This is a genomic window from Thermaerobacter litoralis (assembly GCF_054654595.1).
Genome location: NZ_BAAIES010000008.1, coordinates 219,591 through 243,709 on the forward strand (window position 1 = coordinate 219,591; position 24,119 = coordinate 243,709).

Here is a 24,119-nt window from a genome sequence, read left to right on the forward strand (position 1 = left end):
CGGGGGAGGAGCCGGGTCCAGGGAGCGACCGGCCGCCGGCCGCAGAACGCCTGTTGCGCAAGCAAGCGATACCCCGCTCCAGCCCCGGCCCCGCGGGCCGGGTTCACCGGGGAGCAAGGCCGGGTTCGCCGGGGAGCGGGCGGCCGGCGGCCTGGGGGACCGGTCCCCAAGGGGTGTCGGCAAAGAGCTGCGTGCCGGCAAAGCGGTGCCGGGGCGGCTGGCCCCCTGCCCCCTCATGCCACCGTGGCCGCCGTGGCGGGGATCACCTGGGTCCCCGCCCGCCCGTCGACCACGTCGGCCGCCCGCTCCAGCGGGCCGATGGCCGCTCGCCGGCCGGTGGCCTCGACGAACCGGAGGACCGCCTCCACCTTGGGCCCCATGCTGCCCGCCGCGAAGTGCCCGGCCTCCCGGTAGGCGGCCAGCTCCGCCGCTGTCACCCGCCCCAGGCTGCGCTGGCGGGGCGTCCCCCAGTGGACGGCCACGTGGGGCACATCGGTCAGGATGAACAGGCCGCCGGCGTCCAGGTCCACGGCCAGCCGGGCCGCGGCCAGGTCCTTGTCGATGACGGCCTCCACCCCCTGCCCTTCGGCCCACGGGATGCCACCCCCGCCCGCCGCCACCACGGTGACCCCCGCCGCCACCAGCTGGGCGATGACGTCCAGCTCGGCGACGGCCAGGGGGTCGGGGGAGGCCACGCGCCGCCGCCAGCCGCGGCCGGCGTCTTCGGCGACGTGCCATCCCCGCTGGCGGGCCAGGGTCCGGGCGGCCTCTTCCCCGAAGAAGGGCCCCACGGGCTTGGAGGGCCGGGCAAAGGCCGGGTCCTCCGGACGAACCTGCACCCGGGTGATCAGCGCCGCCGTCCGGGGGCGAAGCCCCCGGTGGGCCAGCTCCCGCTCCAGGGCCTGCTGCAGCATGAAGCCCAGCAGGCCCTGGGTCATGGCCACGCAGGCATGGAGCGGCATGGGCGGCACCAGGGCGGCCGCCTCCTCCTGCTGGATCAGCAGATTGCCCACCTGGGGCCCGTTGCCGTGGACGATCACCAGGCGGTCGCCCCGGGCGACCAGCCCGGCCAGCTGGCGGGCTGCGGCGGCCAGGTTGGCGGCCTGCTCCTCGTAGGTCCCCCGCTCCCCGCGGCGCAGGAGGGCGTTGCCACCCAGGGCCACCACCCAGAGGGCCCCCGGCCTGGCCGGGGCTTCCGGTTCCCCCGCCTTTACGTCTTCCGGCGCACCGGGCATCGCCAGGGCGCCCGCTCCCTGGCCGTCCTTCAGATCGTCAGGCGCTGCGGCCATGCCCCTCTCCCCTTGCTCCCGTGGGCGGGCCCCGGCGGCCGCGCCCGGCTTCCGCCAGGTCCTGGTGCCGGCGGCCAACCCGCGGTTCACCGCTGGACGAAGGCCACCACGCGGCAGAAGGCCGCCTCGCCACCCTCGAACTTCCAGGGGAAGCAGCCGATCCAGACCCGCTGGTTCAACACCCGGTCGATGTCCCCGCCCACGTTCTCCACGTGGACCAGGTCGTGGGGGAAGAGGACGTTGTGCATCAGCTGGAACTCGTGTTCGGGGAAGATCTCGTCCAGCGGCCGGCCCAGCTTGCGCTCCGCTTCCCGGGCCAGGTCGGGCCGCAGCTTGCGGATGATGGTGTTCATCGGGTGGTCCGCCGAGCCCGCGTCGATGCCGATCCAGCGCAGCTCCATGGACAGCGCCCACTCGGCGAACTCCCGCGTCGGGCCCGGGTGCTTGCAGAAGTAGCGCTCCTCGTCGGGCCGGTCGCCATGGTTGTAGTAGTGGTGGTAACCGGTGTGGATGATCAGGATGTCTCCCTTGCGCACCTCCACCTTGCGGGTGATGTGGTCGGGGGTGTAGATGTCGTAGTCGCCCACCTCGTCGCTGATGTCGACCACCACCCCCGGGCCGAAGAGGCGGTCCAGGGGCAGGCTGGCGATGTCCTTGCCCCCGGTGATGAAGTGGATCGGCGCGTCCAGGTGGGTGCCCACGTGGAGGGTCGTCTCGATCTTCTGGCCGCCCACCCGGTCAAAGGCAGGCCGCTTGATCCACTTGACCACGGGGCCGTCGTAGCCGGCGAAGGCCGGGGTGTGGACGCCCCAGGGGTGGGAGAGGTCGATCAGCTCGACGTGGCTGAGGTCGACGGGCACGACAGGTCGGGTCATGGGGATGCCTCCTTGCCTGGTCGGAACGGGCTCCGGGGCGTTTCCACCCCGGGGCAACGGCCGGCGGCCCGGCATCGTCGGGGGCTCGGACCGGCCCGGTGACCGCGCCTGCATTCAACCCGGGTGGGGTCTTAGGGTTGGCGGGACCCAAAACCTTTGTTGAAGCGAAACAAGGGAAAGGGCGTGGGTTTGTGAACTCGCTGGTCACGGGGCTGGCGGCCGCGGGCAGCCGGTCCCGTGTCCGATCAAACCAGGCCGGGCGGAACGGCCCTTGCCCCGGGGCCGGTGGCGCCGTCCAGCCGGGCCGCCATCCACAGGCCCCAGGCCAGATCGACCCCGGAGGAATGGCCGACCCGCAGGAGCCGGCGGGCGGCCCCCGGGACGGCCGCGGCCCGGCCGGTCCAGAGGGCGGCCAGAAGCCCGGCCGCGGGTTCGGGCAGCTCGCCGGCCAGGGCCCCTTCCAGCAGGGCCCGGCTCACGGGGCCCGTCCGGCGGCAGGCGGCCTCCCGGATCGCGCCGGCCCACCGGTCGAACCCGCCGCTGCCGGCCGAACGCCAGGCCCAATAGGCCGTCCACCCCGCCAGCCAGTCGTCGCCCGACGGCGTGAGCCCCGGCCCGGCCCCCAGCACGTCCAGGGCGGCGGAGGAGGCGGCGTCCCACCGGCCGGCGGCGGCAGAGCGCCACACCGCCGCCACCCGCCCGGCCACCGGCTCCCATCCCGGCCGCCGGGCCACCGCCAGCAGGTGGCCAAGGACGGCACAGGCCTGCCGGCGCGCCGGGGCCGGACCCTGCGGCCCCCGGGGTGGGGTCCAGCGCTTCCAGTGGGACGGTGGCGGGATCGGCAGGGCCCGGGGGCCGGACCCTACCACCCCGCCTTCCGCGCCCCAGGCGACGGGGGCCCCGGGGGCCAGCCACGCCCGCCACCCGGCCGGTTCGTCCCCCAGGATGAGGGGCAGGCGGAGGTGCCAGGGACCGGGCGGCCAGCGCCGGTCCCCCACGGCGACCACCACGAAGGCCCGGGGAAGGCGGTGGGGCCGGCCCGGCCCGGCGGCCTCCCCGCCCCCGGCCGGCCCCGGGAACCAGGAGAGTTCAGGGGCTTCAACGACACCGGCCGGCCGGGTCCACCCGGCCGCATAGGCGCCAGCCCGGTGGACCGCCACGACCCGGCCCGTGAAGCAAGGGGGGACCCGGGTACCGGCTTCGGGTCGATCCAACCAGCGATCGCCCTCCACCCCGCGGGCCCCCCTCCGGCCTCCCCGCCATTTCTCGAGCGGAGGCGGCGCGTGCCGCGATGCGCGGCTTCCCTCGTTGCCGCCGGGCGAGCAGGCTGCCCCGGCGGCTCAGTCGTCCCCGCCGGCCGGTGACGGCGCCGGCTCCGCCAGCCGTGCCGCTTGCCCCGTCGCCTGATTCCGGTCGAAGGCGAGGAAGATCAGGTTGAGCAGGATCCCCGCCACCGCGGCGGTGGCGATGGCCGGGAGCTTCATGCCCCAGATGGGGATGTTGCCGCCCTCGAAGGCGTTGCCGCCCAGGCCCACCACCAGGATCACCGCGCCGATGGCCAGCTGCCGCGGGTCGAACAGGTTCACCCGCTCCGACATCATCAGGGCGATGCCCTGCATGCCGATGACGCCGAACAGGTAGATGGCCAGGCCGCCGGTGACGAACTCGGGCAGGGTGCCGACCAGGGCCGACAGCTTGCTGAAAAAGCCCAGGATCATGGCGATGACGCCGGCCGCCACCAGCACCGCCGTCGAGTAGTTGCGGGTGATGGCCATCAGGCTGTTGTTCTCGCCGTAGTTGGTGCCCGACGAGGCGCCCAGCATGCCGTGGACGATGTCCGCCAGCCCGTCCAGGATCAGGTTCAGCCCGATCAGGTCCTTGATCCGCAGGGGCGGCTTGCCCTTCTCTTCCGCCAGCCGGTCGATGTAGAGGCTGATCTGGTAGAGGTGGGCCGTGCTCTCCGGGATCGTGGCGATGGCAATGGGCGCGATGGCCAGGATGGCCTGCCAGGCGCCGGGCGCCGTGAAGTCCGGCAGCTGGAAGCGAGGCAGGGCGAACCAGGGCGCCTCCACCACCGGCCGGAAGTCCACGTGGCCCGTGGCCGCCGCCACCACGTAGCCGCAGGCCGCCCCGAGCAACACGGGCAGCATGCCCAGCAGCCCCCGCCCCTGCAGGTAGACGGAGAACAGGATGGTCAGGATCAGGGTGAGCAGGGCGATGCCCCAGTTCTTCGACGCCATGTCCATCGCCGTCTTGGCCAGGGCGATGCCGATGACGATGGCCACGGCGCCCGTGACCGCCGGCGGCAGCACCCGGTCCAGCCGCGCCTTGCCCGCCCGCTGGATCAGCCAGCCGCAGACCGCGTTGAGCACGCCCGTGGCCACCACGCCGGCCTGGGCCACGGCCAGACCCGACGTCTTCGCCACCGCCTGCACCGGGGCGATGTAGGCGAAGCTGCCGCCGTAGTAGAGCGGGATGCGCCCCCGGGACCCCACCACGGCCACGATGGTGGCCAAGCCCGAGGCAAACAACGTCACCCCCACGTCAAAGCCCGTCAGGATGGCCACCAGCACGGTGGCCGGGAACATGGTCAGCACGTGCTGAAAGCCCAGGCTGACCAGGGCCCCGAAGGGCGGCCGGTCTTGGGGCAGGTACCCCACGACCCCGTTACGCTCTGCCGCCATCACGCAACGCCCCCCTGGGAGGTGCCTCGCTCCTCCCTCAGTTTGAAGAAAACCGCGCGGATGAACCCGCCCTCCGGCCCCGGCGCCCCGCAGGCCACCCGGGCTCCCCGGCCAGGAGGTCATCCGGGACCCCCAGAGGGGGGTCATCCGGGCCCCCGGGGGCGGGGACCCTACCGGGCCCGCCAGGAGCCGTCACGGGCCGCCGGCCGGACCGTGCCCGTCCGCGCCCGCACCTCCCGCGCCATTCGCGACGGGCCGCGGACTTCCTCTTTGGAGTGCCGGTTTTCCTCCCGCCGGCCGGCCCGCCTTTGTGGCCGTTCCGCAATCCCCCCATTGACACTTTGTTAGGAGTTCACCAAAGATCGGCCCGCCCCGAGGGGGAAAGGCCCAGAGGGGAAAGGTCGACCCACCAACCCGCGGGGCGCGCTAGACCCACCGGCGCCTGCGGGACCCATAGGGGAGGCGTGAGGCGATGACAGCCGCCCAGCCGCCCGGGGGCGGTACCGTCCGCAGCCTGGTCCGCCCGGGCGCCTACTTCGACTCCATTACCCTGATGCAGCTCCAGCGCCGCCTGCGCCAGCTCCCCGGCGTGGAGGAAGCCGGCGCGGTCATGGGTACCGAGACCAACAAGGACCTCCTGGCCATGGCCGGCCTTCTCGACCCGGCGGCCGCCGCGGCGGGACCCGGTGATCTCGTGGTGGCGGTGCGCGGGCCCGATCCGGGCCAGCTCGACGCCGCCCTCGCTCAGGTCGAGGTCCTGCTGTCCCGGCGGGGCCCCGCCTCCCCCTGGCCGCCCACCGGCGCGGACGAACCGGCCGGTACCGGCACGCCGGGCACGGAAACGCCGGGGGTCCCCGGCCCGGCTGGCCTCGGCGGACCGGCCCCCCGGACCTTGCGCCAGGCCATCGCCCTCCGTCCCGACGCGAACCTGGCCCTGATCTCCGTCCCGGGCCGCTTCGCCCGCTGGGTCGCCGAAGAGGCCCTGGACCTGGGCCTGCACGTGTTCTGCTTCTCCGACAACGTCCCCCTGGACGACGAGGTCGTCCTGAAGGCGGCAGCCCGCCGCCGCGGCCTGCTGTTCATGGGACCCGACTGCGGCACCGCCCTGATCCGCGGGGCGGGGCTGGGGTTCGCCAACGCCGTGCGCCCGGGGCCGGTGGGCATGGTCGCCGCCTCGGGCACCGGCCTGCAGGAGGTGGCCTGCCAGCTGGACCGGCTGGGCGTCGGGGTCCGCCATGCCATCGGTACGGGCGGCCGGGACCTCCACGAGGCGGTGGGCGGGGCCACCTTCCTGGCCGCCATCGCGGCCCTCGCGCGGGACCCCGGGACCCGGGTGATCGTTGCCCTGTCCAAGCCGCCGGCCCCGGCCGTCCGCCAGCGGGTGCTGGACGCCCTGGCCGCCTGCGGCAAGCCGGCGGTGGTCCACTTCCTCGGCGATCCGACCCAACCGTGCCCGACCCTGGCGGCGACGGCCCGGGCGGCCGCGTGGCTGGCCGGCGCCGCCGGCTCGTCCGCACCGGGGGACGAACCGGCCCGGCCCGCGGCCGCCGGCCCGGCCGCCGCCGCTGCGCCGGCCGCGGGTCTTCTGGCCGCCGAGGCGCCGGCGAGGTACGGCGGCGACAACCCGCTGCACCGCGAGGCCCAGCTGGCGGCCCAGGCGCTTTTGGCACGGGCCCGGCAGCTGGCCGCCCCGCTCCGGCCGGAGCAGCGCTGGGTGCGCGGGCTCTACGGCGGCGGCACCCTGTGCTACGAGGGCCAGCTGCTCATCGGCGATCTGGCCGGGCCGGTGGCCTCCAACGCCCCGCTGCCGGGCCGGGCGCCCTACCGCCCCGGCGATCCGGCCCCCGAGGCCCACCTGCTGCTGGACCTGGGCGCCGACGAGTTCACCGCCGGGCGGCTGCACCCCATGCTCGATCCCGAGGTGCGGCTGCGGTACCTGGCCACGGCCGCCCGCGACCCTCGGGTGGCGGTGGTGCTGATGGACGTGGTCCTCGGCTACGGGGCCCACCCCAATCCGGCGGAGGAACTGGCTCCTGCCGTCGTGGCGGCCCGGGCCGCGGCCGCCGGCGCCGGGCGGCACCTGGTGGTGATCGCCAGTCTCTGCGGCACCCCGGCCGACCCCCAGGGCTTTGAGGACCAGGCCCGGCGCCTGGAGGCCGCAGGCGCCGTGGTCCTGGGGTCCCACGCGGAAGCCGCCCTGCTGGCCGGCACCGTCGCCGCCCTGGCGGCCGGCCGGGCGGTGGAACCGGCAGCCCTCACCCGCTGGCTGATTCCCCGGCTTCCGGCCCGGACCGGGTGGGACCACCCGCCGGCCGCCGCCTGGGATGCCCCGGACGGCGATGGTCGCGGCGGGCGGGAGGATCGCGGCGGCCCGCGGCGCCCCGCCGGCGCCGGAGACCCTGCCGCCGCTCCAGACCCCGGCGGCCGGAGTACCGCCCCCGGCTCCGGTTCCGATCCGGTGGCACGGCTGCTGTCGGGCGTGGTGGCGGTCAACGCCGGCGTCGGCCTGTTCGCCGAGAGCCTGGCCCGGCAGGGGGTGCCCGTCGTCCCCCTCGACTGGCGGCCGCCGGCCGGCGGCAACCCGCGGGTGCTGGACGCCCTGCGGCGCCTGCGCGGGTAGGTCCGGTCGCCGGCGGCGTGGCCGCGGCGTTCCGGTCCGCCAGAGGCCCGCCTCTCGACGGCGTGCATCGCGTCCATCATGGCGTCCATCAAGGGAAGGTGAGCGGGATGGTCAGCGTCGATCAGGCCAACCATGAAGCCCTGCGCCGCATCCTGGCGGCCCGGCCGGTGCTGGTGGCGGTGGCCCCGGCGGCCGAGGTGGTGCCGGGGCTTGGCGAGGGAGTGATCCTCCACGCCGGGCCGCCGATTTCCTGGGAGCGCATGTCGGGCCCCCTGCGGGGTGCCGTGATCGGCGGCATCCTCTTCGAAGGCTGGGCCCGCAGCGAGGCCGAGGCCGTCGCCCTGGTCGAAGGCGGCCAGATCCGCTTCGACCCTTGCCACCACCACCAGGCGGTGGGCCCCATGGCGGGGGTGACGACGCCCTCCATGCCCGTCTGGGTGGTGGAGAACACCGCCTTCGGCAACCGGGCCTTCTGCAACCTCAACGAGGGGCTGGGCAAGGTCCTGCGCTACGGCGCCTACGGCGAAGAGGTCCTGCGCCGCCTGGCCTGGATGCGGGACGTGCTGGGTCCCGCTCTGGCCGCCGCCCTGGAGCGCCTGCCCGGCGGGATCGACCTCAAGCACCTGATCGCCCAGGCCCTGCACATGGGGGACGAGGGACACAACCGCAACAAGGCGGGTTCGGCCCTGCTCCTGCGCACCCTGGCGCCGGCCCTGGCCCGGGTCGGGGCTGCGGGGGACGGGCGGCTCGGCGGCCGGCTGGCGGAGGTCTTTGACTTCCTGGCCGCCAACGAGATGTTCGCCCTCAACCTGGTCATGGCCGCCTGCAAGGCCACCATGGACCCGGCCCACGGCATCCCCGGCAGTTCCGTGGTCACGGCCATGGCCCGCAACGGCACGGACTTCGGCATCCGGGTGAGCGGCCTGGGAGACAGGTGGTTCACCGCCCCCTCCCAGGTGCCCCAGGGCCTCTATTTTCCCGGCTTCCGGGCGGAGGACGCCAACCCCGACATCGGCGACAGCACCATCACCGAGACCGCCGGCCTGGGCGGCTTCGCCATGGCCGCGGCCCCGGCCATCGTCCAGTTCGTGGGGGGAACCCCCCGCGACGCCTTGCAGGCGACCCTGGACATGTACGCCATCACGGCCGGGGAGAACCCCGCCTTCGGGATCCCGGTGCTGGACTTCCGGGGCACCCCGACCGGCATCGACATCCGCAAGGTGGTGGAGACGGGCCTCTTGCCCCGGGTCAACACCGGCATCGCCCACAAGGAGGCCGGCATCGGCCAGATCGGCGCGGGGCTGGTGGAACCGCCCATGGCCTGCTTCGAAGAGGCCCTGCTGGCCCTGGCGGAAGCCGTCGACCCGGAGGAACCGGCCCCCTCGCCGGGCGAGCCGGCCGGCGGCGCCAGCGCCGGCTGACCCCCGGCGGGCCGGGACCTGGCGAGATGCAACCGGCAAGAACGAGGGAAGCTCCCGCGGCGAGCGCCGGGGGTGGGGAAAGGCCCGCGACCGGCACCGGTATCCACCCAAGCCGCCGCGGCAAAGGGCGAAAGCCTGGGAAGGTTGCGACAACGATCCGGGGCGGCCCCCGCGGGGGACCGCCCCGTTCCCTCCATCCCGGCCACCGGTGGCTCCGGCCCACCATCCGGCCCACCCGGGGCCCGCGAGCCCGGGCCCGCTGGCCCGGGGGCGCGCCGGCCGGCGGGTCAACCGGCCCGTTCGTCCCGAGCCCGTCCCGCCCTCGCCTCCCGGATCTGCTCCGCCAGCCAGTTGGGGTCGATGGGCATGTGGTCGACCCGGATGCCGAAGGGTTCCAGGGCGTCTTCAATGGCGTCGGCGAAGAGGGCGGGCACGGGGATGACGCCCGCCTCCCCGGCCCCCTTGATCCCCAGGGGGTTCAAGGGCGACGGCGTCTCGATGTGAGCCGTCTCGATGGGGGGGACCTCGGCCGCCGTGGGCAGCAGGTAGTCCATGAAGGAGGCGTTCAGCAGCTGGCCGTGTTCGTCGTAACAAAGCCGCTCGTAGAAGCAGCCGCCGATGCCCTGGGCCACGCCCCCGTGGATCTGGCCGTCCAGGACCAGGGGGTTGATCACCCGGCCGCAGTCGTGGACCACCACGTAGCGGAGGAACCGGGCCATGCCCGTCTCAGGGTCCACTTCGACCAGGGCGGCGTGGCAGCCCGCCGCGAAGGTGCCCCGGGGCGGGGCGTAGTAGCCGGATGCCTCCAGGCCCGGGCCCTCCCACTCCTCCGGGATGGTCCCCCGCAGGGGGTTGGCCGCCCGGGCCACGTCGCCCAGGGCGATGGCCCGCTGGGGCGCCCCCTTGACCCGGACCATGCCACCCGCCAGCTCCAGGTCCTCCGGCCGGGCCTCCAGCAGGCCGGCTGCCACCTGCAGGGCCTTCTCCCGCACCTTGACCGCCGCGTTGTAGCAGGCGTTCCCCGCCACCACCGCCCCGCGGCTGGCGAAGGTCCCCGTCCCCCAGCCGAAGAGGCCGGTATCCCCCGTGACCACCGTGACGTCGGCCGGGTCGACCCCCAGCTGGTCGGCCACGATCTGGGCGAAGGTGGTGGCGTGGCTCTGCCCCTGGGTACCCACGCCGGTGGCGACGAAGACCTTGCCGCTAGGTTCCACCGTCACCCGGGCGCCCTCGTAGGGACCGATGCCCGTGCCCTCCACGTAGAAGGCCACGCCCAGGCCCACGTAGCGGCCCTCGGCCCGGTACCGCTCCCGGACCTCCGGCCAGCGGTCGTAGCCGATCATCTCCAGGCACTTCTCCAGCACCGCGGGGTAGTTGCCGCTGTCGTAGACCAGGGGCGCGTTGTCCTGGTAGATCAGGCCCACGTCGTAGGGGAACTCGTCGGGCTGGATGAAGTTGCGCCGCCGCACCTCATTGGGGTCGAGGCCCAGGTGCTCGGCGATGCGCTTGATCACCCGCTCCATGACGAACACGCCGTGGGGCCGGCCGGCACCCCGGTAGGGGCTGGTCTGGGTCTTGTTGGTGTAGACCGCCTTGAACTCCGCCCGGTAGTTGGGGATCTTGTAGGGCCCCGGCAGGGTGCACTCGGCCACGATGGGGATGATCAGCCCGTAGGCGGCAAAGGCCCCGCAATCGTGGAGAAACACCGTCTGCAGCGCCAGGATGCGGCCGTCGTCGTCGAAGCCCACCTCCACGTCGTGGATCTGCAGCCGCTCATGGTTGGTGGCGACGAAGTGCTCGCGCCGGTCCTCGATCCACTTGACCGGGCGTCCCAGGCGCATGGCCGCCCACGGGATCAGGACCTCCTCGGGGTAGAACATCATCACCTTGCAGCCGAATCCGCCGCCCACGTCGGGCGCCACCACCCGGACCCGCTGCTGGGGCAGGCCCAGCATCTCCGCCAGCCCGTTGCGGATGGGGATCGGCGCCTGGGTCGAGTCCCACACCGTCAGGCTGCCCTCCTGGCGGTCGAAATGGGCCACCACACCCCGGGTCTCCATGGGGGAGGCGGCGCCCCGCTCCAGGGAGAAGCGGGCCCGGATCACGTGGGGCGCCCGCCGGATCGCCGCGGCGAAGTCCCCCCGCTCCTGGACCACGTGGGCGGCGATGTTGTCCCCCAGCTCGGGGTAGATCACCGGCGCCCCGGGCCGGGCGGCCTCTTCCAGGTCGACCACCGCGGGCAGCGGCTCATACTCCACGTCGATCAGATCCAGGGCATCCTCCGCCACGTACCGGCTCTCGGCCACCACCAGGGCCACCGGCTCGCCCACGTGGCGCACCACCCCCGGCGCCAGGGCGTACTGGGTGCGGGCCCGCAGGGCCGGGTGGGGGATCAACAGGGGCAGCGGTCCGGCGAGGGGCCCCAGGTCCTGGTTCGTCCAGACGGCGTGGACCCCCGGCAGCGCCCGCGCCCGGGCGGTGTCGATGCGCCGGATGCGGGCGTGGGCATGGGGGCTGCGCAGGACGGCGGCGTGGAGCATGCCGGGCAGGTGGACGTCGTCCACGTAGAGCCCGCGGCCCGTCAGCAGCCGCGGGTCTTCGTTGCGCGGGATGGACTGGCCGAAGGTGCGGGTCGCCATCTCAGGCCCCCTCCCCCGCCGCCGGCTCGTACCGGGGCACGGCGGGCACGCCGGTCTCGGCCAGGAGCCGGGCGGCCCGCTGCACCGCGGCCACGATGTGCTGGTAACCCGTGCAGCGGCACAGGTTGCCCGACAGGGCGTCGCGGATGGCCGCCTCGTCGGGTTCGGGGTCCGGGTGGTCGCGGAGGAACGCGGCCACCGTCAGCAAGAACCCCGGGGTGCAGAACCCGCATTGCAGGCCGTGGGCCTGGCGGAAGGCCTCCTGGACCGGGTGGAGGGGGCCGTCAGGCGGGGCCAGGCCCTCCACCGTGATCAGGTGGGCGCCGTCGGCCTGGACAGCCAAGAGCAGGCAGGACCGCACCGGCTCCCCGTCCCAGAGCACCGTGCAGGCGCCGCAGACGCCGTGCTCGCAGCCCACGTGGGTGCCCGTCAGCCCCAGCTCGTGGCGCAGGAAGTCGGCCAGCAGCATCCGCACGGGAACCTGCCGCCGGTAGGGCCGGCCGTTGACCCAGACGGTGATCGCCCGCTGGGGCTCGTCGCTCGCGCCGGCCGGGGGCCACCCCGCCCCAACGGCAGGCGCAGGTTCCGGTGCGGTCCCTGCGGGCTTCGGCCCCGGAAGTGCACCCGCAGCGCCCGTCCCGGGCGCCGGGCCCTGGACGGCGTCCAAGGTGTGGCCGTGTTCGTCCCCCGTCATCGCCCCTCACCTCCGCGGCCTGCCGGGGCCGCCCGCCGGGCCGCCTGCTCCAGGGCCCGGCGGACCAGCACCCCCGCCAGCTGGCGCCGGTAGGCGGCGCTGGCGTGCAGGTCCGATTCCGGCTCGATCTCGTCCTCGACCAAGGCGGCCGCCTCCCGCCACGCCTCCTCGCCGGGCAGGCGGCCCGCCAGGCAGGCCTCCGCCCGGGTCGCCCGGAAGGGGACCGGCCCCACGCCCGCCAGCCCCAGCCGCGCCCCGGCGATGCGGCCGTCGGCATCCAGCGCCACCGTCGCGGCCACGGCGGCCAGGGCGAAGTCGCCGTGCCGGCGGGCCACCTCGACGAAGGCCCAGCCGGCTCCGGGCGGCAGGACGGGCAGGGAGGCGCCGACCACCAGCTCCTCCGGCGCCAGGGTCGTCGTGAAGTAGGTCAGGAAGAAGGCGCCGGCCGGGATCTCTCGCTCCCCCGCAGGGCCCCGGACCCGTAGGGTGCCATCCAGGGCCACCCAGACCGCCGGCAGCTCGGCGGCGGGATCGGCGTGGGCCAGGCTGCCGCACAGGGTCCCCCGCTGGCGGATGGCCGGGTGGCCTACCCACTCCACCGCCTCGGCCAGCAGCGGGCAGTGGCGCCGCACCGCGGGGGATCGCTCCACCTGGCGGTGGCGGACCAGGGCCCCCACCTCCAGCCGGTCGCCGGCGACCTGGAGGCCGTCGAGCCCCGGGATGCGGTTGATGTCGATCAGGGCGGCGGGCCGGGCCAGGCGGAAGTTGAGCAGGGGGACCAGCGACTGGCCGCCGGCCAGTACCTTGGCGTCGCCCCCGTAGCGGCCGAGGAGGGCGACGGCTTCGTCCACCGACCGGGGGTCGTGGTAAGCAAACCGCGGCGGTTTCATGGCGTGTCCCTCTTTCCTGTGCGGCCCGTTTTCCGTGCGGCCCGGGACCGGGACGGGCGCCCGGTGACGTCGCCGAGGACCCATGGGGCCGCGGCGCGTTCCTGCCGGCCGGCCCCGGGGTGGGGGCCCGATTCCGGGGTGCGGATCGGCTCCCGGGGTGCGGGTCCGCTCCGGGACCAACAAGGTACCCCAGGGTTCGTCCCGGCCGGGTGCCGCCCCTTTGGTGGGTTTTCCTAAAGACCCTGCGGCCTGTTTAGCGATTTTTTACGAGGGTGCCGGCTCCCGCGGCAGGAACCGTCGCACCGGCACGCCAATGACCGTGTTCATATGGGGGTGCGATGGGGTGGACCCGCGGGAGGGATGGGGATGACGGGATCGGAGGGAACGGCGCCGGCCCGCAGCACGCGGGCGGTGCCCGGCCATAGCCGGAGCGGCCCGGACCGGGTGGGCAGCCGTCCCCCGGGCCCCGGCCCGCAAGGGACCGGTGGGCCGGAGGGCGGCCCGGCGGGAGGGGCGGCGGCTGCCCGGCCGCCGGCGGCCTCGCCCCCGGCTACGGCAGGGGCCGGCAACGGCGACCCCGCCCCCGGGCCCACGGCGCCGGATGGCGTCACCGTGGCCGATATCCTGGAGCTCGAGCCCTTGCGGGAGGTCCGGGTGTTAGCGGGCCACCGCGCCCTGGGGCGGCCTGTCCGGCTGGTCAACGTCATCGAGGTGCCCGACATCGTCGACTGGGTGCTGGAAGGCGAGCTGCTGCTGACCACCGGCTTCACCTTCCGCGACGACCCGGCCCAGCTGGCGGCCCTGATCCCGGGCCTGGCCGCCAAGGGGGCGGCCGGCCTGGGCATCAAGCCCCGGCGCTACGTGGCGGAGATCCCCGCCGAGGCGGTGGCCCAGGCCGAGCGCCATGGCCTGCCCCTGTTGGAGATCCCCTATCACCTGTCCTTTGCCGAGATCATCGGCCCGGTGATGCAGGCCATCGCCCACCGGCAGGCGGCGGCCACCCTGGTCGCCGACCGCCTTCAGCGGGAGCTTTTGGACCTGGTCCTGCGCGACGCGGGGCTCGAGGCCCTCTGCACCGCCGTCGCCCGCCACCTGTACCGCCCGGTGTGGATCGAAGACGCCACCGGCGCGGTGGTGGCCGCGGCGGCACCCCCGGCGCCCCCACCCGAGGCGGCAGCCGCGGGCGCACCCCCGGCGTCCCCACCCGAGGCGGCCGCCTCGGGTGCCCCGCCTGTGCCGCCGCCAGGGCCCGCCTGGCGTGTCCCCGTGGCTTCGGGCGGCCGTTTCTTCGGGTCCCTGTGCGCAGCGTCGCCGGGCCGGGCGCCCTTGCCCTCGGAGACGGGCCTTCTGGAGCGGGGCGCGGCGATCGTCGCCCTGGAGTGGGGTAAACAAGCGGCGGTGACGGAGGTGCAGCGGCGGTACCGGACGGAGTTCCTGGACCGGCTTCTCGGCGGAACCCTTCAGGATCCGGCCGAGATCCTGGAGCGGTCCCGCACCCTGGGCTGGGCCCTCGACCGGCCCCACACCGTGGTGGTCTTCGGCACCGTGGACCGGGGCGGCTGGGGGTCCCTTCCCCCTTCGCCCCCGTCGGGCCCTGTCGCTCCTGGCCGCGCTCTGTCTCCGGGCCCCGCCGCCCCCTCCGCCGGCAGCCCGCCGCCTTCCGGACGCCCGCTGCCGCTGCTGCTGCGGACGGTGGAGATGGTGCTCTCCATGGAGGGCGGCGAGCCCGTGGTCGGGGTCCGGGACGGCCTGGTCGTGGCCCTGATCCCCGGCGACCCGGCGGATCCCGCCGGCCGCCACCGCATCCTGACCGTCGCGAAGGCGGTCCTTCGCTCCTATGCCTCCAGCGCCGGCACCGGCCGGGGGACCCGGGGTCCCCTGGCCGCGGCCGGGTGGCCTGCCTCGGGCCCGCTCCCGCCGGGGCCGGAGCGGGCGCCCGGGGGGCCAGGATCCGGCCGCCGGGCCCCCAGCGGCCGGGCCGGTTCGTCCGACCACCGGGCAAGTCCATCCGGTGGCCGGGCGGCGGCGTCCCCCGAGCGAGCCCCTTGGTCCGGCGGGCGGGTCGAACCCGGCCCGGCCGCGACCCCACCCGCCCCGGCGGTCGCCGCCGGGGTGGGGCGCGTCGCCGCCGCTCCCACCGGCCTGGCCCGCAGCTACCGGGAAGCCTACACCGCCTGGCAGGCGGCCCGGGCCATGGCGGCCGCCCGGGCAGCCGGCACCTGGAGGGCGGGGGCCGGCAAGCCGGGGGATTCCGCGGCTTCCGCGGGTTCCGGGCGTTCCGCGAGTCCCCGGGATTCCGCGGGTTCCGGGGGTGCCGCGGGTGCCGGGGGTTCCAGGGGCGCCGCGGGTGGCACCGGTTCGCCGGCGCGGGCCGGGGGTCGCCCCACCGGCACCGCCGCCCTGGGCGAGCCGGTGCAGTTCTTCGCCGACCTGGGCGTGCTGCGGCTGCTGCACCACCAGCCGCCCGCGGAGCTGGCCGCCTTCGTCGACGACCACCTGGGGCCCCTGCTGGCCTACGACCGCCGTCACGACGGCAAGTTGCTGGAGACCCTGGAGGCGTTCTTCCGCTTCGGCGGCAACATGAAGCGGATGGCCCGGGCCCTCTACACCCACTACAACACGGTGGCCTACCGGCTCCAGCGGATCCGGCAGATCACCGGCCTCGACCTCAAGGACCCCGACCACCTGCTGAGCCTGCAGGTGGCCCTGTGCGCCCTGCCGCTCTTAGACGGCCTCCCGCCCCGGGACGAACCGGCCGCCGACCGGGCCGGCGCCCGGGGCGCCACCGGTGGGGGCTCCGGCCCCTGAGCCCGGTTCTTCCCGAACGCCGGGCTGGGCGCCGCGCCCGCCCCGGCCCGTTCATCCCCGCGATCCATCGCGGACCCTGCGGTCAACCCAGGGTTCAAGACCGGCGCCCGTCGCCGCCCGGCGCCGGCGCGGCATCCGGTGGGGTCGCCCGCCGGGGGCCGTCGCCCGCCGCCCCGGCGGGGGCGCCCGGTGGGGCGGGCCGGCGGAAGCGGGGGGCCCGCTTCTCCAGGAACGCCTGGACGCCCTCCCGGAAGTCCTCCTCGTCGATGTAGTAGGGCACGGGATCGCCGGCCGGATCGGGCGGCGGCGCCGGCTGGGAGAGCAGCACCGACCGCTTGGCCGCCCGGATCGACGAGGGCGAGAGGCCGGCCATGTGCTCGGCCAGCCGCCGGGCGAAGGGATCGACCTCCTCGTGGGGCACCACGTGGGTCACCAGGCCCACGGCCCGGGCCTCGGCGGCGTTGAGCAGCCGGCCGGTGAAGAGCAGGTCCTTCGCCTGGTTGGGACCCATCAAGGCCACCAGCCGCTTGCTGAACTCGGGGCTGAGCATGATGCCCAGCCGCGCCACCGGCATGCCCACCTGGGCCCGCTCCGACGCCACCTGCAGGTCGCAGGCGCAGGCCAGCTCGAAGGCCGACCCCAGGGCGTAGCCGCCGATGGCGGCGATCACCGGGTAGGGCAGGCGCTCCACCTTGCTGATGGTCTGTTCCATGGTGAGGAAGCACCGCCGCACCTCGTCGATGGTCATGGCGGCGAACTCCTTGAGGTCCGACCCCGCCGAGAAGGCCCGCCCGCCCTCGCCCCGCAGGATCACCACCCGCAGGCCGTCGTAGCGGCGGGCCTCCTGGGCCAGTTCGTCCAGGATGGCGCCCAGTTCCCGCCACATGGCGAAGCTGATGGCGTTGTGCTGGTCGGGGCGGTCGATGGTGATGGTGACCACGGCGCCCGCCTCCTCGACCCGCAGAAAGCCCATGCCCTCGCCCCCTCTTCCCTGCGCTGGTCGCCGGCCAGGCCCCGATCCGCGGTCCCGGCCCGGCGTGCTTTCGCAGTCTTCCACGACGCCGAAGCAAGACCCTTGTGAGCCGTTCACAACGACCGGGGGCTGCGCCTCGGTAGGCCGCGGCGTGGCAGGATCTGGGGGGCGGCGCCCCGAATGGGCGCCCCAGGACGTGCGGACTCTCGGGGGACCGGGACCACCCCTCGGCCGGCCGGCGGCCAAGAGGCGCCACGGCCGCCGTGCCCGGCGGCCGGGCCCAGCCGGCCGCCAGCGGCCGCCGGCGACCGACCACGGCCGCCCAGCCGGCCCAGCCGGCCTTCCGCCGGCCCCGGGCCCGCGGCGGCAGGGGGCGCGGGCCGGTCCTCCGGCAGGGGGGAGCGTCATGGACGGGATGCCGGCCGGCCCGGCGGCGGCCGGGCTTGCAGGGCTCAACCCGCTGGTGTGGCGGCGGGTCGAAGAAGGACGGGAGGACTGGGAGGGGTTCTGGGCCCGGGAGGCCCGCCGGTTGCCGTGGTTCCGCCTGTGGGACCGGGTCTTCCAGCCCGAGCCGCCTTCCTTCCGCTGGTTCGTCGGGGGGTTGACGAACCTGGCCTACAACGCCCTGGACGTCCACCTGGAGCGGGACTGGGGCGGCCACGCGGCCCTCATCGCCCTGAACGAGCGGGGCGAGCGGCAGGTCTTCACCTATGCCCAGCTGGCGCACCAGGTCCGGCGGGTGGCGGCGGCCTTGCGGGGGCTGGGCGTCCAGCGGGGGGACCGGGTGGCCATCTACATGCCCACGATCCCGGAGGCCATCGCCACCATGCTGGCCTGCGCGCGGATCGGCGCCATCCACCTGGTCGTCTTCGCCGGGTTCGGCAGCGCGGCCCTGGCCCAGCGCCTCCAGCTGGCGGGGGCCCGGGTCCTGGTGACGGCCGACGTGACCTGGCGCAAGGGCCGGGCAGTCGACCTCTGGCAGCTGGCCCAGGCCGCCCTGGAAAGCCCCGGCTGCCCGGTGGAGCGGGCCGTGGTGCTGGCCCGCAGCGGCCGCCCCCTGCCCTTGCGAGCCGGCCGGGACATGACCTGGGAGGCGTTCCTCGCCTTCGCCGCCGACGGCTCGCCCGACGTGGAGGTCATGGAGGCCAACGAGCCCGCCTTCATCCTGGCCACCTCGGGCACCACGGCCCAGCCCAAGCTGGTGGTCCACAGCCAGGGGGCTTACCAGGTGGGCGTCTACAACGCGGCCACCATGGCCTTCGGCCTGCGGCCCGGCGACGTGTGGTGGTCGACCTCCGACATCGGCTGGATCGTGGGCCACGGCTACATCGTCTACGCGCCGCTCCTGGTGGGGTGCACCACCATCGCCTATGAGGGCGCCCTGGACTACCCCGGCCCCGAGACCTTCTACCGGATCCTGGAGGAGAACCGGGTGACGGGCCTCTTCACCGCCCCCACGGCGGTGCGGATGCTGATGGCCTATGGCGCCGAGCCGGCCCGCCGGTTCGACCTGGACGCGGTGGAACGGGTCTTCTGCGCCGGCGAGGTGCTGAACCCGCCGGCCTGGGACTGGCTGCAGAATCAGGTCTTCGGCGGCCGGGTGCCGGTGATCGACCACTGGTGGCAGACGGAGACGGGCGCCCCGGTGATCGGCAACCCCTACGGCCTTGGCCTGCTGCCCATCAAGCCGGGATCGGGCGGCATCGCCCTGCCCGGCCGCCAGGTGGAGGTGCGAACCCCCGACGGCGCACCGTGCGGCCCGGGGGAGAAGGGCGTGCTGGTGATCACCCGCCCCTTCCCGGGGCTCACGGCCACCCTGTGGGGGGACCCGGAGCGCTACGCGGGCGACTACTGGGGCCGGATCCCCGGCGTCTACTTCACCGGCGACGCGGCCGCCATGGACGAGGACGGGTACGTTTGGTTCAGCGGCCGCTCCGACGAGTTGATCAAGATCGCGGGCCACCGCATCGGCACCATCGAGGTGGAGACGGCCTTCCTGCGGCACCCGGCCGTGGCCGAGGCCGGGGTGACCGCCCGGCCCGATCCCGTGCGGGGTGAGGTGATCGTCGCCTTCATCGTGCTGAAGAAGGGGCACGACCCGTCGCCGGCCCTGCGGGAGGAGCTGGTGGCCACGGTCCGCCGCCATCTGGGCCCGGTGGCCGTCATCGGGGACGTCCACTTCGTGCCCCTCTTGCCCAAGACCCGCAGCGGCAAGATCATGCGCCGGGTGCTCAAGGCGGTGGTCCTGGATCGCGACCCCGGCGACATCTCGACCATCGAGGATGAGGGGGCGGTGGAACAGGCCCGCCAGGCCTGGCAGGCCATGCGGGCCAGTCTGGGCGGCCCGGCCGGCGGCGAGGGCGTGGGGTCCTGAGCCCGTCCCCCGCCCCCCGCGCCCTACCGGGCCGCCGGTCCCGTCGACCCGGCCGGCGGGGCCGGCCCGGCCGGCGCCGCCGGGCCGGCAGGCCCCTGCGTTTCCGCCGGCCCCGGGGATCCCGCCGGCACCGGCGACCTCCCCGGCAGCGGGGTGGGAGCCGGCGGGCGCTGCAGGGCGGTGCGGCCCGCCGCTTTCCGGCCTTCGCCGGCGCCGGCCCCGGGCCCGCGGGCCCGGCCTGCGCCGGTCCCGGCACGGAGGGCCCCCGCCCCGAAGACCACGGCCGCCACCACGCCCAGGGCGGCCATGGCGGGCCAGAGGAGCCAGGGGCCGCCGTACCCCAGAAGGGCCCCGCCCACGGCCGGCCCCAGGGTCCAACCCATGCCGAAGAGCAGGCTAGCCGCCGCCTGGTACCGGCCGCCCTGGCCCGGCGGCGCCATGGCCGCCACCCCCGCCTGCAACAGCGGCGTGAACACGATCTCCCCCGCCGTCAGGACGGCGAAGGCCACCAGGAAGGGGACGACGGGCTTGGCCACCAGGATCAGCAGGACCGCCGCGGCGTAGAGCAGCGCCGCCGCCACCCGCCGCGGGCGGGGGTCGTACCGCTGCAGCCAGCGGGTGGCCGGGTACTGCAGCAGGGCGATCATCGCCCCGTTCAGCGTCCACAGCCAGCCGTACCAGCTCACCGGGCCGAAGCGCCGGTTCAGGTCCAGGGGCAGGTTCGACCCCATCTGGCTGTAGATCAGGTTCATCGCCAGGGCGCCGGCCGCCAGCTGCCAGAAAGCCCGGTGGGACAGGGGCGGGAAGAAGGCGAAAAAGCCCCTCAGCGCCGAGCGGAGCAGCCTGCCGCCGGCCCGGGCCGGGTTCGTCCGGCGGGCCGCACCCTCCCGCGCGCCCGCGCCGGGGGATGCCGCCGGCCCCGCCGCCGGCCCCGCCGCCCCTTCCGCCCCCGCCTCCCGCAAGGCCGGTACCCACCGGGCCACGATGGCCGCAAAGGCCAGGAAGGAGAGGCCGTCCAGGAGGAAGATCAGCTGGATGTCCCGTTCCACCACGTACGTCCCCAGCACCGGCCCGATGGCGATGCCCGCGTTGGAGAGCAGGTTCAGGATGCTGTAGGCTTCCTCCCGGCGCCGCGCCGGCACCATCAGCCCCGCCCCGTGGAGCAGGGCGGGGAAGGATCCCCAGACCATGGCGCTCATCAGGGCGTAGCACAGGGCGAAGGCCCAGGGCCCCGGCGCCCATCCCGCCAGGATCACCGCCACCCCGGCACCCGCCAGGCCCGTCACCACCACCGGCTTGAAGCCAAAGCGGTCGGCAAACCAGCCCGACGGCATCCGGGCCGCCAGGGAGAACAGGCCGGCGGTGCTCATGATGAGACCCACCTGTTCGGGCGGAAGGCCGTGCACCCGCTGGAGGAACACCGCGATGAAGGGGAAGAAGAAGCCGTCGCCCAGGGCGCTGATGAACCGCCCCGCGGCGAGGGCCCAGAAGGCCGGGGTCAACACCCGCTCCGTCTCCTCTCCGCCGGCCCTGCCGCAACCGGTTCCGCCACCGGCGCGGACCCGGCCGGCTGTCTCCACCCCATGGTAGCCGAAGGGTTCCCCAGGACCAATGGGAGGCCCCACCCAGGCGTCCCCCTGGCAACCGCGCCGTCCGGCAGCCCCCCTGACGCCGGCCCCGGCCCGGCAGCCCCCCTGGCGGCCACCCCGGCCCGGCGGCGCCGCCGCGGGTATAAACACCCCCCGTTTCGGCATCCTGACCATTGCCACCGCATTGGGGAGGGTTGCCCATGTCCGCCGGTCACGACCAATCCCAGCATAACGGCCACGCGCTGGCCCGCCGGGCCGGTGCCGCCCTGGCCGCGGCGCCCCGGGGCCACGCCACCGGCGCGCCGGGGGCCCGGACGCTGGACATCAGCATCACCATCGGCGGCGACGCCGGCCAGGGGGTGGAGTCCAGCGGCGCCGGTTTCACCAAGGCCCTGGCGCGCAGCGGCCTGCACGTCTTCAGCATCACGGACTACCGGTCGCGGATCCGCGGCGGGCACAACTTCTATCAGATCCGGGTGGCCGACCGCCCCCTCTACTCCCACGCCGACCCGGTCCACGTCCTGATCGGCCTGACGGAGGAGACGATCAAGATCCACCTGGACAACCTGGCGCCCCACGCCGCGGTGATCTACGACGAGGAGTTCCGCCACGTGGACGCCGAGGAGCTGCGCCGGCACCACGTCCGGCCCGTGCCCCTGCCCCTCGGCGAGGTCGCCAAGAAGCACGGCAGCAAGGTGATGATGAACACCGCCGCCCTGGGCGCCGCGGCGGGCCTGATGAACTACAACGTCGAGTACCTGGAGTCGGTGATCAAGGAGAACTTCGCCAGCAAGGGCGACCGGGTGGTGGAGGCCAACCTCAAGGTCGTGCGGGAAGGGTGGAAGCTGGCCCGGGACGCGGCGGGCGACTTCCCCTACACCCTGCCCGACCCGGGCGGCCGCCCCCAGCGCATGGTGTTGCACGGCAACCACGCCTTCGCCCTGGGGGCCGTGGCCGCCGGTTGCCGGTTCGTCGCCGCCTACCCCATGACCCCCGGCACCAGCCTGTTCGAATGGATGGTGGCCCACGCCGACGAGCTGGGCATCGTCACCAAGCACGCCGAGGATGAGATCGCCGCCATCTGCATGGCCATCGGGGCCGGCCACGTGGGCGCCCGCAGCATGATCACCACCTCCGGCGGCGGCTTCTCCCTGATGGTCGAGGCCCTGGGCATGGCCGGGATGGTGGAGGTGCCGGTGGTGCTGGTGGTCTCCCAGCGCGGCGGCCCGTCCACGGGCCTGCCGACCCGCACCGAGCAGGGCGATTTGCTCTTCGCCATCCATGCCTCCCAGGGCGAGTTCCCCCGGATCGTCCTGGCGCCGGGGACCGTCGACCAGTGCTTCGAGGCGGCGGTGCGGGCCTTCAACTTCGCCGAGCACTACCAGACGCCGGTCATCGTCCTGCTGGACCAGTTCCTGTCGAACCACCTGCGCTCGGTGGACCTGGACACCTTCCGCTGGGACGACGTCCGCCACGACCGGGCCACCACCCTGACCCACGAGCAGCTGGACCGGCTGGACGGCCCCTACCTGCGTTACAAGGACACCGACGACGGCATCTCGCCCCGGGCGATCCCGGGCCACCCCAAGGCCGTCTACGCCATCACCACCGACGAGCACGACGAGGAGGGCCACATCAGCGAGGAGATCCGCAACCGGCGCCAGCAGATGGAGAAGCGCATGCGCAAGCTGGACACGGCCCAGACGGAGATGCGCGGGCCCACCTGGTACGGTCCGGACGACGCCGACCTGACCCTGATCTGCTGGGGTTCCACCTACGGGCCGTGCCGGGAGGCGGTGGACCTGTTCAACCGCGACAAGGGCGAGGGGGCCCGCCTCAACCTCCTGCACTTCAGCGATCTCTGGCCCTTCCCGGTGGAGCAGACCCTGGCCGAGCTGCCCAAGATCCGCCGGGCCGTGGCGGTCGAGCAGAACTACACGAGCCAGTTCGCCCGCTTGCTGCGGATGATGACGGGCTTCGAGGTCCACGCCACGGTGAACAAGTTCGACGGGCGGCCCATCGCGCCCCAGGAGATCCTGACCCAAATCGAAGGGGAGGTGCCCGTCCATGCCTGAGGACAACCGCCCCCGGGCCGGCGCCACGGGCCCGGCCCAGAACGACTTCCACGGCGCCGTGAAGCGACCCGCCTCGCCCCATGGGGCCGGGATGGGCAAGACCCAGCGGGTCGACCCGGACCAGGGCACCGGCCGGGACGGCGCCGCCACCGTCCAGGTGAACGGCGAGGCGGTGCCGGCCCGTGCCTTCCGCGGCGGGGAGGCCGGGGGCACCGGCGCCGGCCTGGGCGGTGCCCGGCCGGCGGCCGGCGGCGGCCGCACGGCGGCCCGCGCGGCCGTGGCGGACCGGGCGGAGAAGCTCTCCGTCAAGGCCTACGCCAGCGACCACCGGCCCACCTGGTGCCCCGGCTGCGGGGACTTCGGCATCCTCACGGCCATCAAGAAGGCACTGGTCGACCTGGAGATCTGGCCCCACGAGGTGATGATCGTCTCCGGCATCGGCTGCGGCTCCAAGCTGCCCGACTACATCAACGCCAACGGCTTCATGACGATCCACGGCCGGCCGCTGGCGGTGGCCACGGGCATCAAGCTGGCCAACCCCAAGCTCCACGTCATCGTGGTCCACGGGGACGGCGACGGCTACGGCATCGGCGGCAACCACTGGCTGCACACCATGCGCCGCAACGTGGACCTGGTGGACATCGTCGAGAACAACCAGATCTACGCCCTCACCAAGGGCCAGTACTCGCCCACCAGCCACCGGGGCTTCAAGACGACCACCTCGCCCACGGGCGCCCCCGAGGACCCGGTGCTGCCGACGCGGGTGGCCTTTGCCGCCGGGGCCAGCTTCATCGCCCGCGGCTTCGCAGGGCAGCCCAACCAGCTGGCGGACATCATCGCCGCCGCCATCCGCCACCGCGGCTACGCCCTGGTCGACGTGCTCCAGCCCTGCGTCACCTTCAACAAGCTGAACACCTACGACTGGTACGCCGAGCGGGCCTACTCGGTGGACGAGGAGGGCCACGACCCCACGGACCCCGAAGCGGCGTGGGCCAAGTGCAACGAGTGGGGCGACCGGATCCCCATCGGGATCCTCTGGCGCAACGACAAGTCCGAGCCCTATGAGGAGCGGGTGCCCGGCCTGGCCGGCCGCCCGCCCATCGTCGAGCGGCCCCTGGACGAACTGGGCGCCGAGGGGCTGGAACGGCTCAAGCAGGCCTTCGTCTGACCCGCAGACCTGCGTTTGCA

The 24,119-nt window shown here is 74.7% G+C and carries 15 protein-coding genes; 6 read left to right on the top strand and 9 right to left on the bottom strand.

Annotation, left to right across the window (positions count from 1 at the left end; translation table 11 throughout):
* Window positions 1-233 precede the first annotated feature (233 nt).
* The 4 genes from arcC to ACYQ02_RS06260 form a co-directional block, all read right to left on the bottom strand.
* Entirely contained in the window at window positions 234-1,289 is a 1,056-nt protein-coding gene (gene arcC, locus ACYQ02_RS06245; protein WP_460039581.1) for a carbamate kinase, read from the bottom strand.
* A gap of 86 nt (window positions 1,290-1,375) precedes the next feature.
* On the bottom strand, window positions 1,376-2,164 hold the full coding sequence (locus ACYQ02_RS06250; RefSeq protein ID WP_460039582.1) for a cyclase family protein: 789 nt from the start codon (window positions 2,162-2,164) through the stop codon (window positions 1,376-1,378).
* A 245-nt stretch (window positions 2,165-2,409) separates the two neighbouring features.
* On the bottom strand, window positions 2,410-3,378 hold the full coding sequence (locus ACYQ02_RS06255) for an oxamate carbamoyltransferase subunit AllH family protein (protein WP_460039583.1): 969 nt from the start codon (window positions 3,376-3,378) through the stop codon (window positions 2,410-2,412).
* 126 nt (window positions 3,379-3,504) lie between these two features.
* Complete coding sequence (locus tag ACYQ02_RS06260) at window positions 3,505-4,848, bottom strand: uracil-xanthine permease family protein (protein ID WP_460039584.1); 1,344 nt, start codon at window positions 4,846-4,848, stop codon at window positions 3,505-3,507.
* 472 nt (window positions 4,849-5,320) lie between these two features.
* Between ACYQ02_RS06260 and ACYQ02_RS06265 the strand changes: the two genes are divergently transcribed.
* Window positions 5,321-7,468 carry an AllF/FdrA family protein gene (locus tag ACYQ02_RS06265; protein ID WP_460039585.1) on the top strand — a complete coding sequence of 716 codons (2,148 nt, stop codon included), beginning with the start codon at window positions 5,321-5,323 and terminating at the stop codon, window positions 7,466-7,468.
* 107 nt (window positions 7,469-7,575) lie between these two features.
* Complete coding sequence (locus ACYQ02_RS06270) at window positions 7,576-8,889, top strand: YlbE family protein (protein ID WP_460039586.1); 1,314 nt, start codon at window positions 7,576-7,578, stop codon at window positions 8,887-8,889.
* A 287-nt stretch (window positions 8,890-9,176) separates the two neighbouring features.
* Here the strand turns inward: ACYQ02_RS06270 and ACYQ02_RS06275 are convergent, their stop codons facing one another.
* From ACYQ02_RS06275 to ACYQ02_RS06285, 3 genes are read right to left on the bottom strand one after another with little or no spacing between them, the layout of a single operon-like run.
* On the bottom strand, window positions 9,177-11,528 hold the full coding sequence (locus tag ACYQ02_RS06275; protein ID WP_460039587.1) for a molybdopterin cofactor-binding domain-containing protein: 2,352 nt from the start codon (window positions 11,526-11,528) through the stop codon (window positions 9,177-9,179).
* Window position 11,529: 1 nt separating this feature from the next.
* On the bottom strand, window positions 11,530-12,222 hold the full coding sequence (locus ACYQ02_RS06280; protein ID WP_460039588.1) for a (2Fe-2S)-binding protein: 693 nt from the start codon (window positions 12,220-12,222) through the stop codon (window positions 11,530-11,532).
* Window positions 12,219-13,112, bottom strand: coding sequence for an FAD binding domain-containing protein (locus ACYQ02_RS06285; protein WP_460039589.1), 894 nt, complete (start codon window positions 13,110-13,112; stop codon window positions 12,219-12,221). The genes ACYQ02_RS06280 and ACYQ02_RS06285 overlap by 4 nt, the downstream gene beginning before the upstream one ends.
* Before the next feature lie 366 nt (window positions 13,113-13,478).
* Here ACYQ02_RS06285 and ACYQ02_RS06290 point away from each other — a divergent pair, with 366 nt between their 5' ends.
* Window positions 13,479-15,920: a PucR family transcriptional regulator gene (locus ACYQ02_RS06290; RefSeq protein ID WP_460039590.1), complete on the top strand. Its 2,442-nt coding sequence runs from the start codon at window positions 13,479-13,481 to the stop codon at window positions 15,918-15,920.
* Between the two features lie 94 nt (window positions 15,921-16,014).
* Here ACYQ02_RS06290 and ACYQ02_RS06295 read toward each other — a convergent pair whose 3' ends face one another.
* Entirely contained in the window at window positions 16,015-16,893 is an 879-nt protein-coding gene (locus tag ACYQ02_RS06295; RefSeq protein WP_460039591.1) for an enoyl-CoA hydratase/isomerase family protein, read from the bottom strand.
* Between the two features lie 406 nt (window positions 16,894-17,299).
* Here ACYQ02_RS06295 and ACYQ02_RS06300 point away from each other — a divergent pair, with 406 nt between their 5' ends.
* Window positions 17,300-19,267 (top strand): acetate--CoA ligase, encoded by a 1,968-nt coding sequence (locus ACYQ02_RS06300; RefSeq protein WP_460039592.1) that lies wholly within the window; start codon window positions 17,300-17,302, stop codon window positions 19,265-19,267.
* 23 nt (window positions 19,268-19,290) lie between these two features.
* On the opposite strand, the gene ACYQ02_RS06305 is transcribed toward ACYQ02_RS06300, so the two are convergent.
* Window positions 19,291-20,892 (bottom strand): MDR family MFS transporter, encoded by a 1,602-nt coding sequence (locus ACYQ02_RS06305; RefSeq protein WP_460039593.1) that lies wholly within the window; start codon window positions 20,890-20,892, stop codon window positions 19,291-19,293.
* 164 nt (window positions 20,893-21,056) lie between these two features.
* On the opposite strand from ACYQ02_RS06305, the gene ACYQ02_RS06310 reads away from it, so the two are divergent.
* A complete protein-coding gene (locus ACYQ02_RS06310; RefSeq protein WP_460039594.1) occupies window positions 21,057-22,931 on the top strand; it encodes a 2-oxoacid:acceptor oxidoreductase subunit alpha in 1,875 nt (624 codons plus the stop codon).
* Window positions 22,924-24,099, top strand: coding sequence for a 2-oxoacid:ferredoxin oxidoreductase subunit beta (locus ACYQ02_RS06315; RefSeq protein WP_460039595.1), 1,176 nt, complete (start codon window positions 22,924-22,926; stop codon window positions 24,097-24,099). The genes ACYQ02_RS06310 and ACYQ02_RS06315 overlap by 8 nt, the downstream gene beginning before the upstream one ends.
* The last annotated feature ends 20 nt before the right edge of the window (window positions 24,100-24,119 follow it).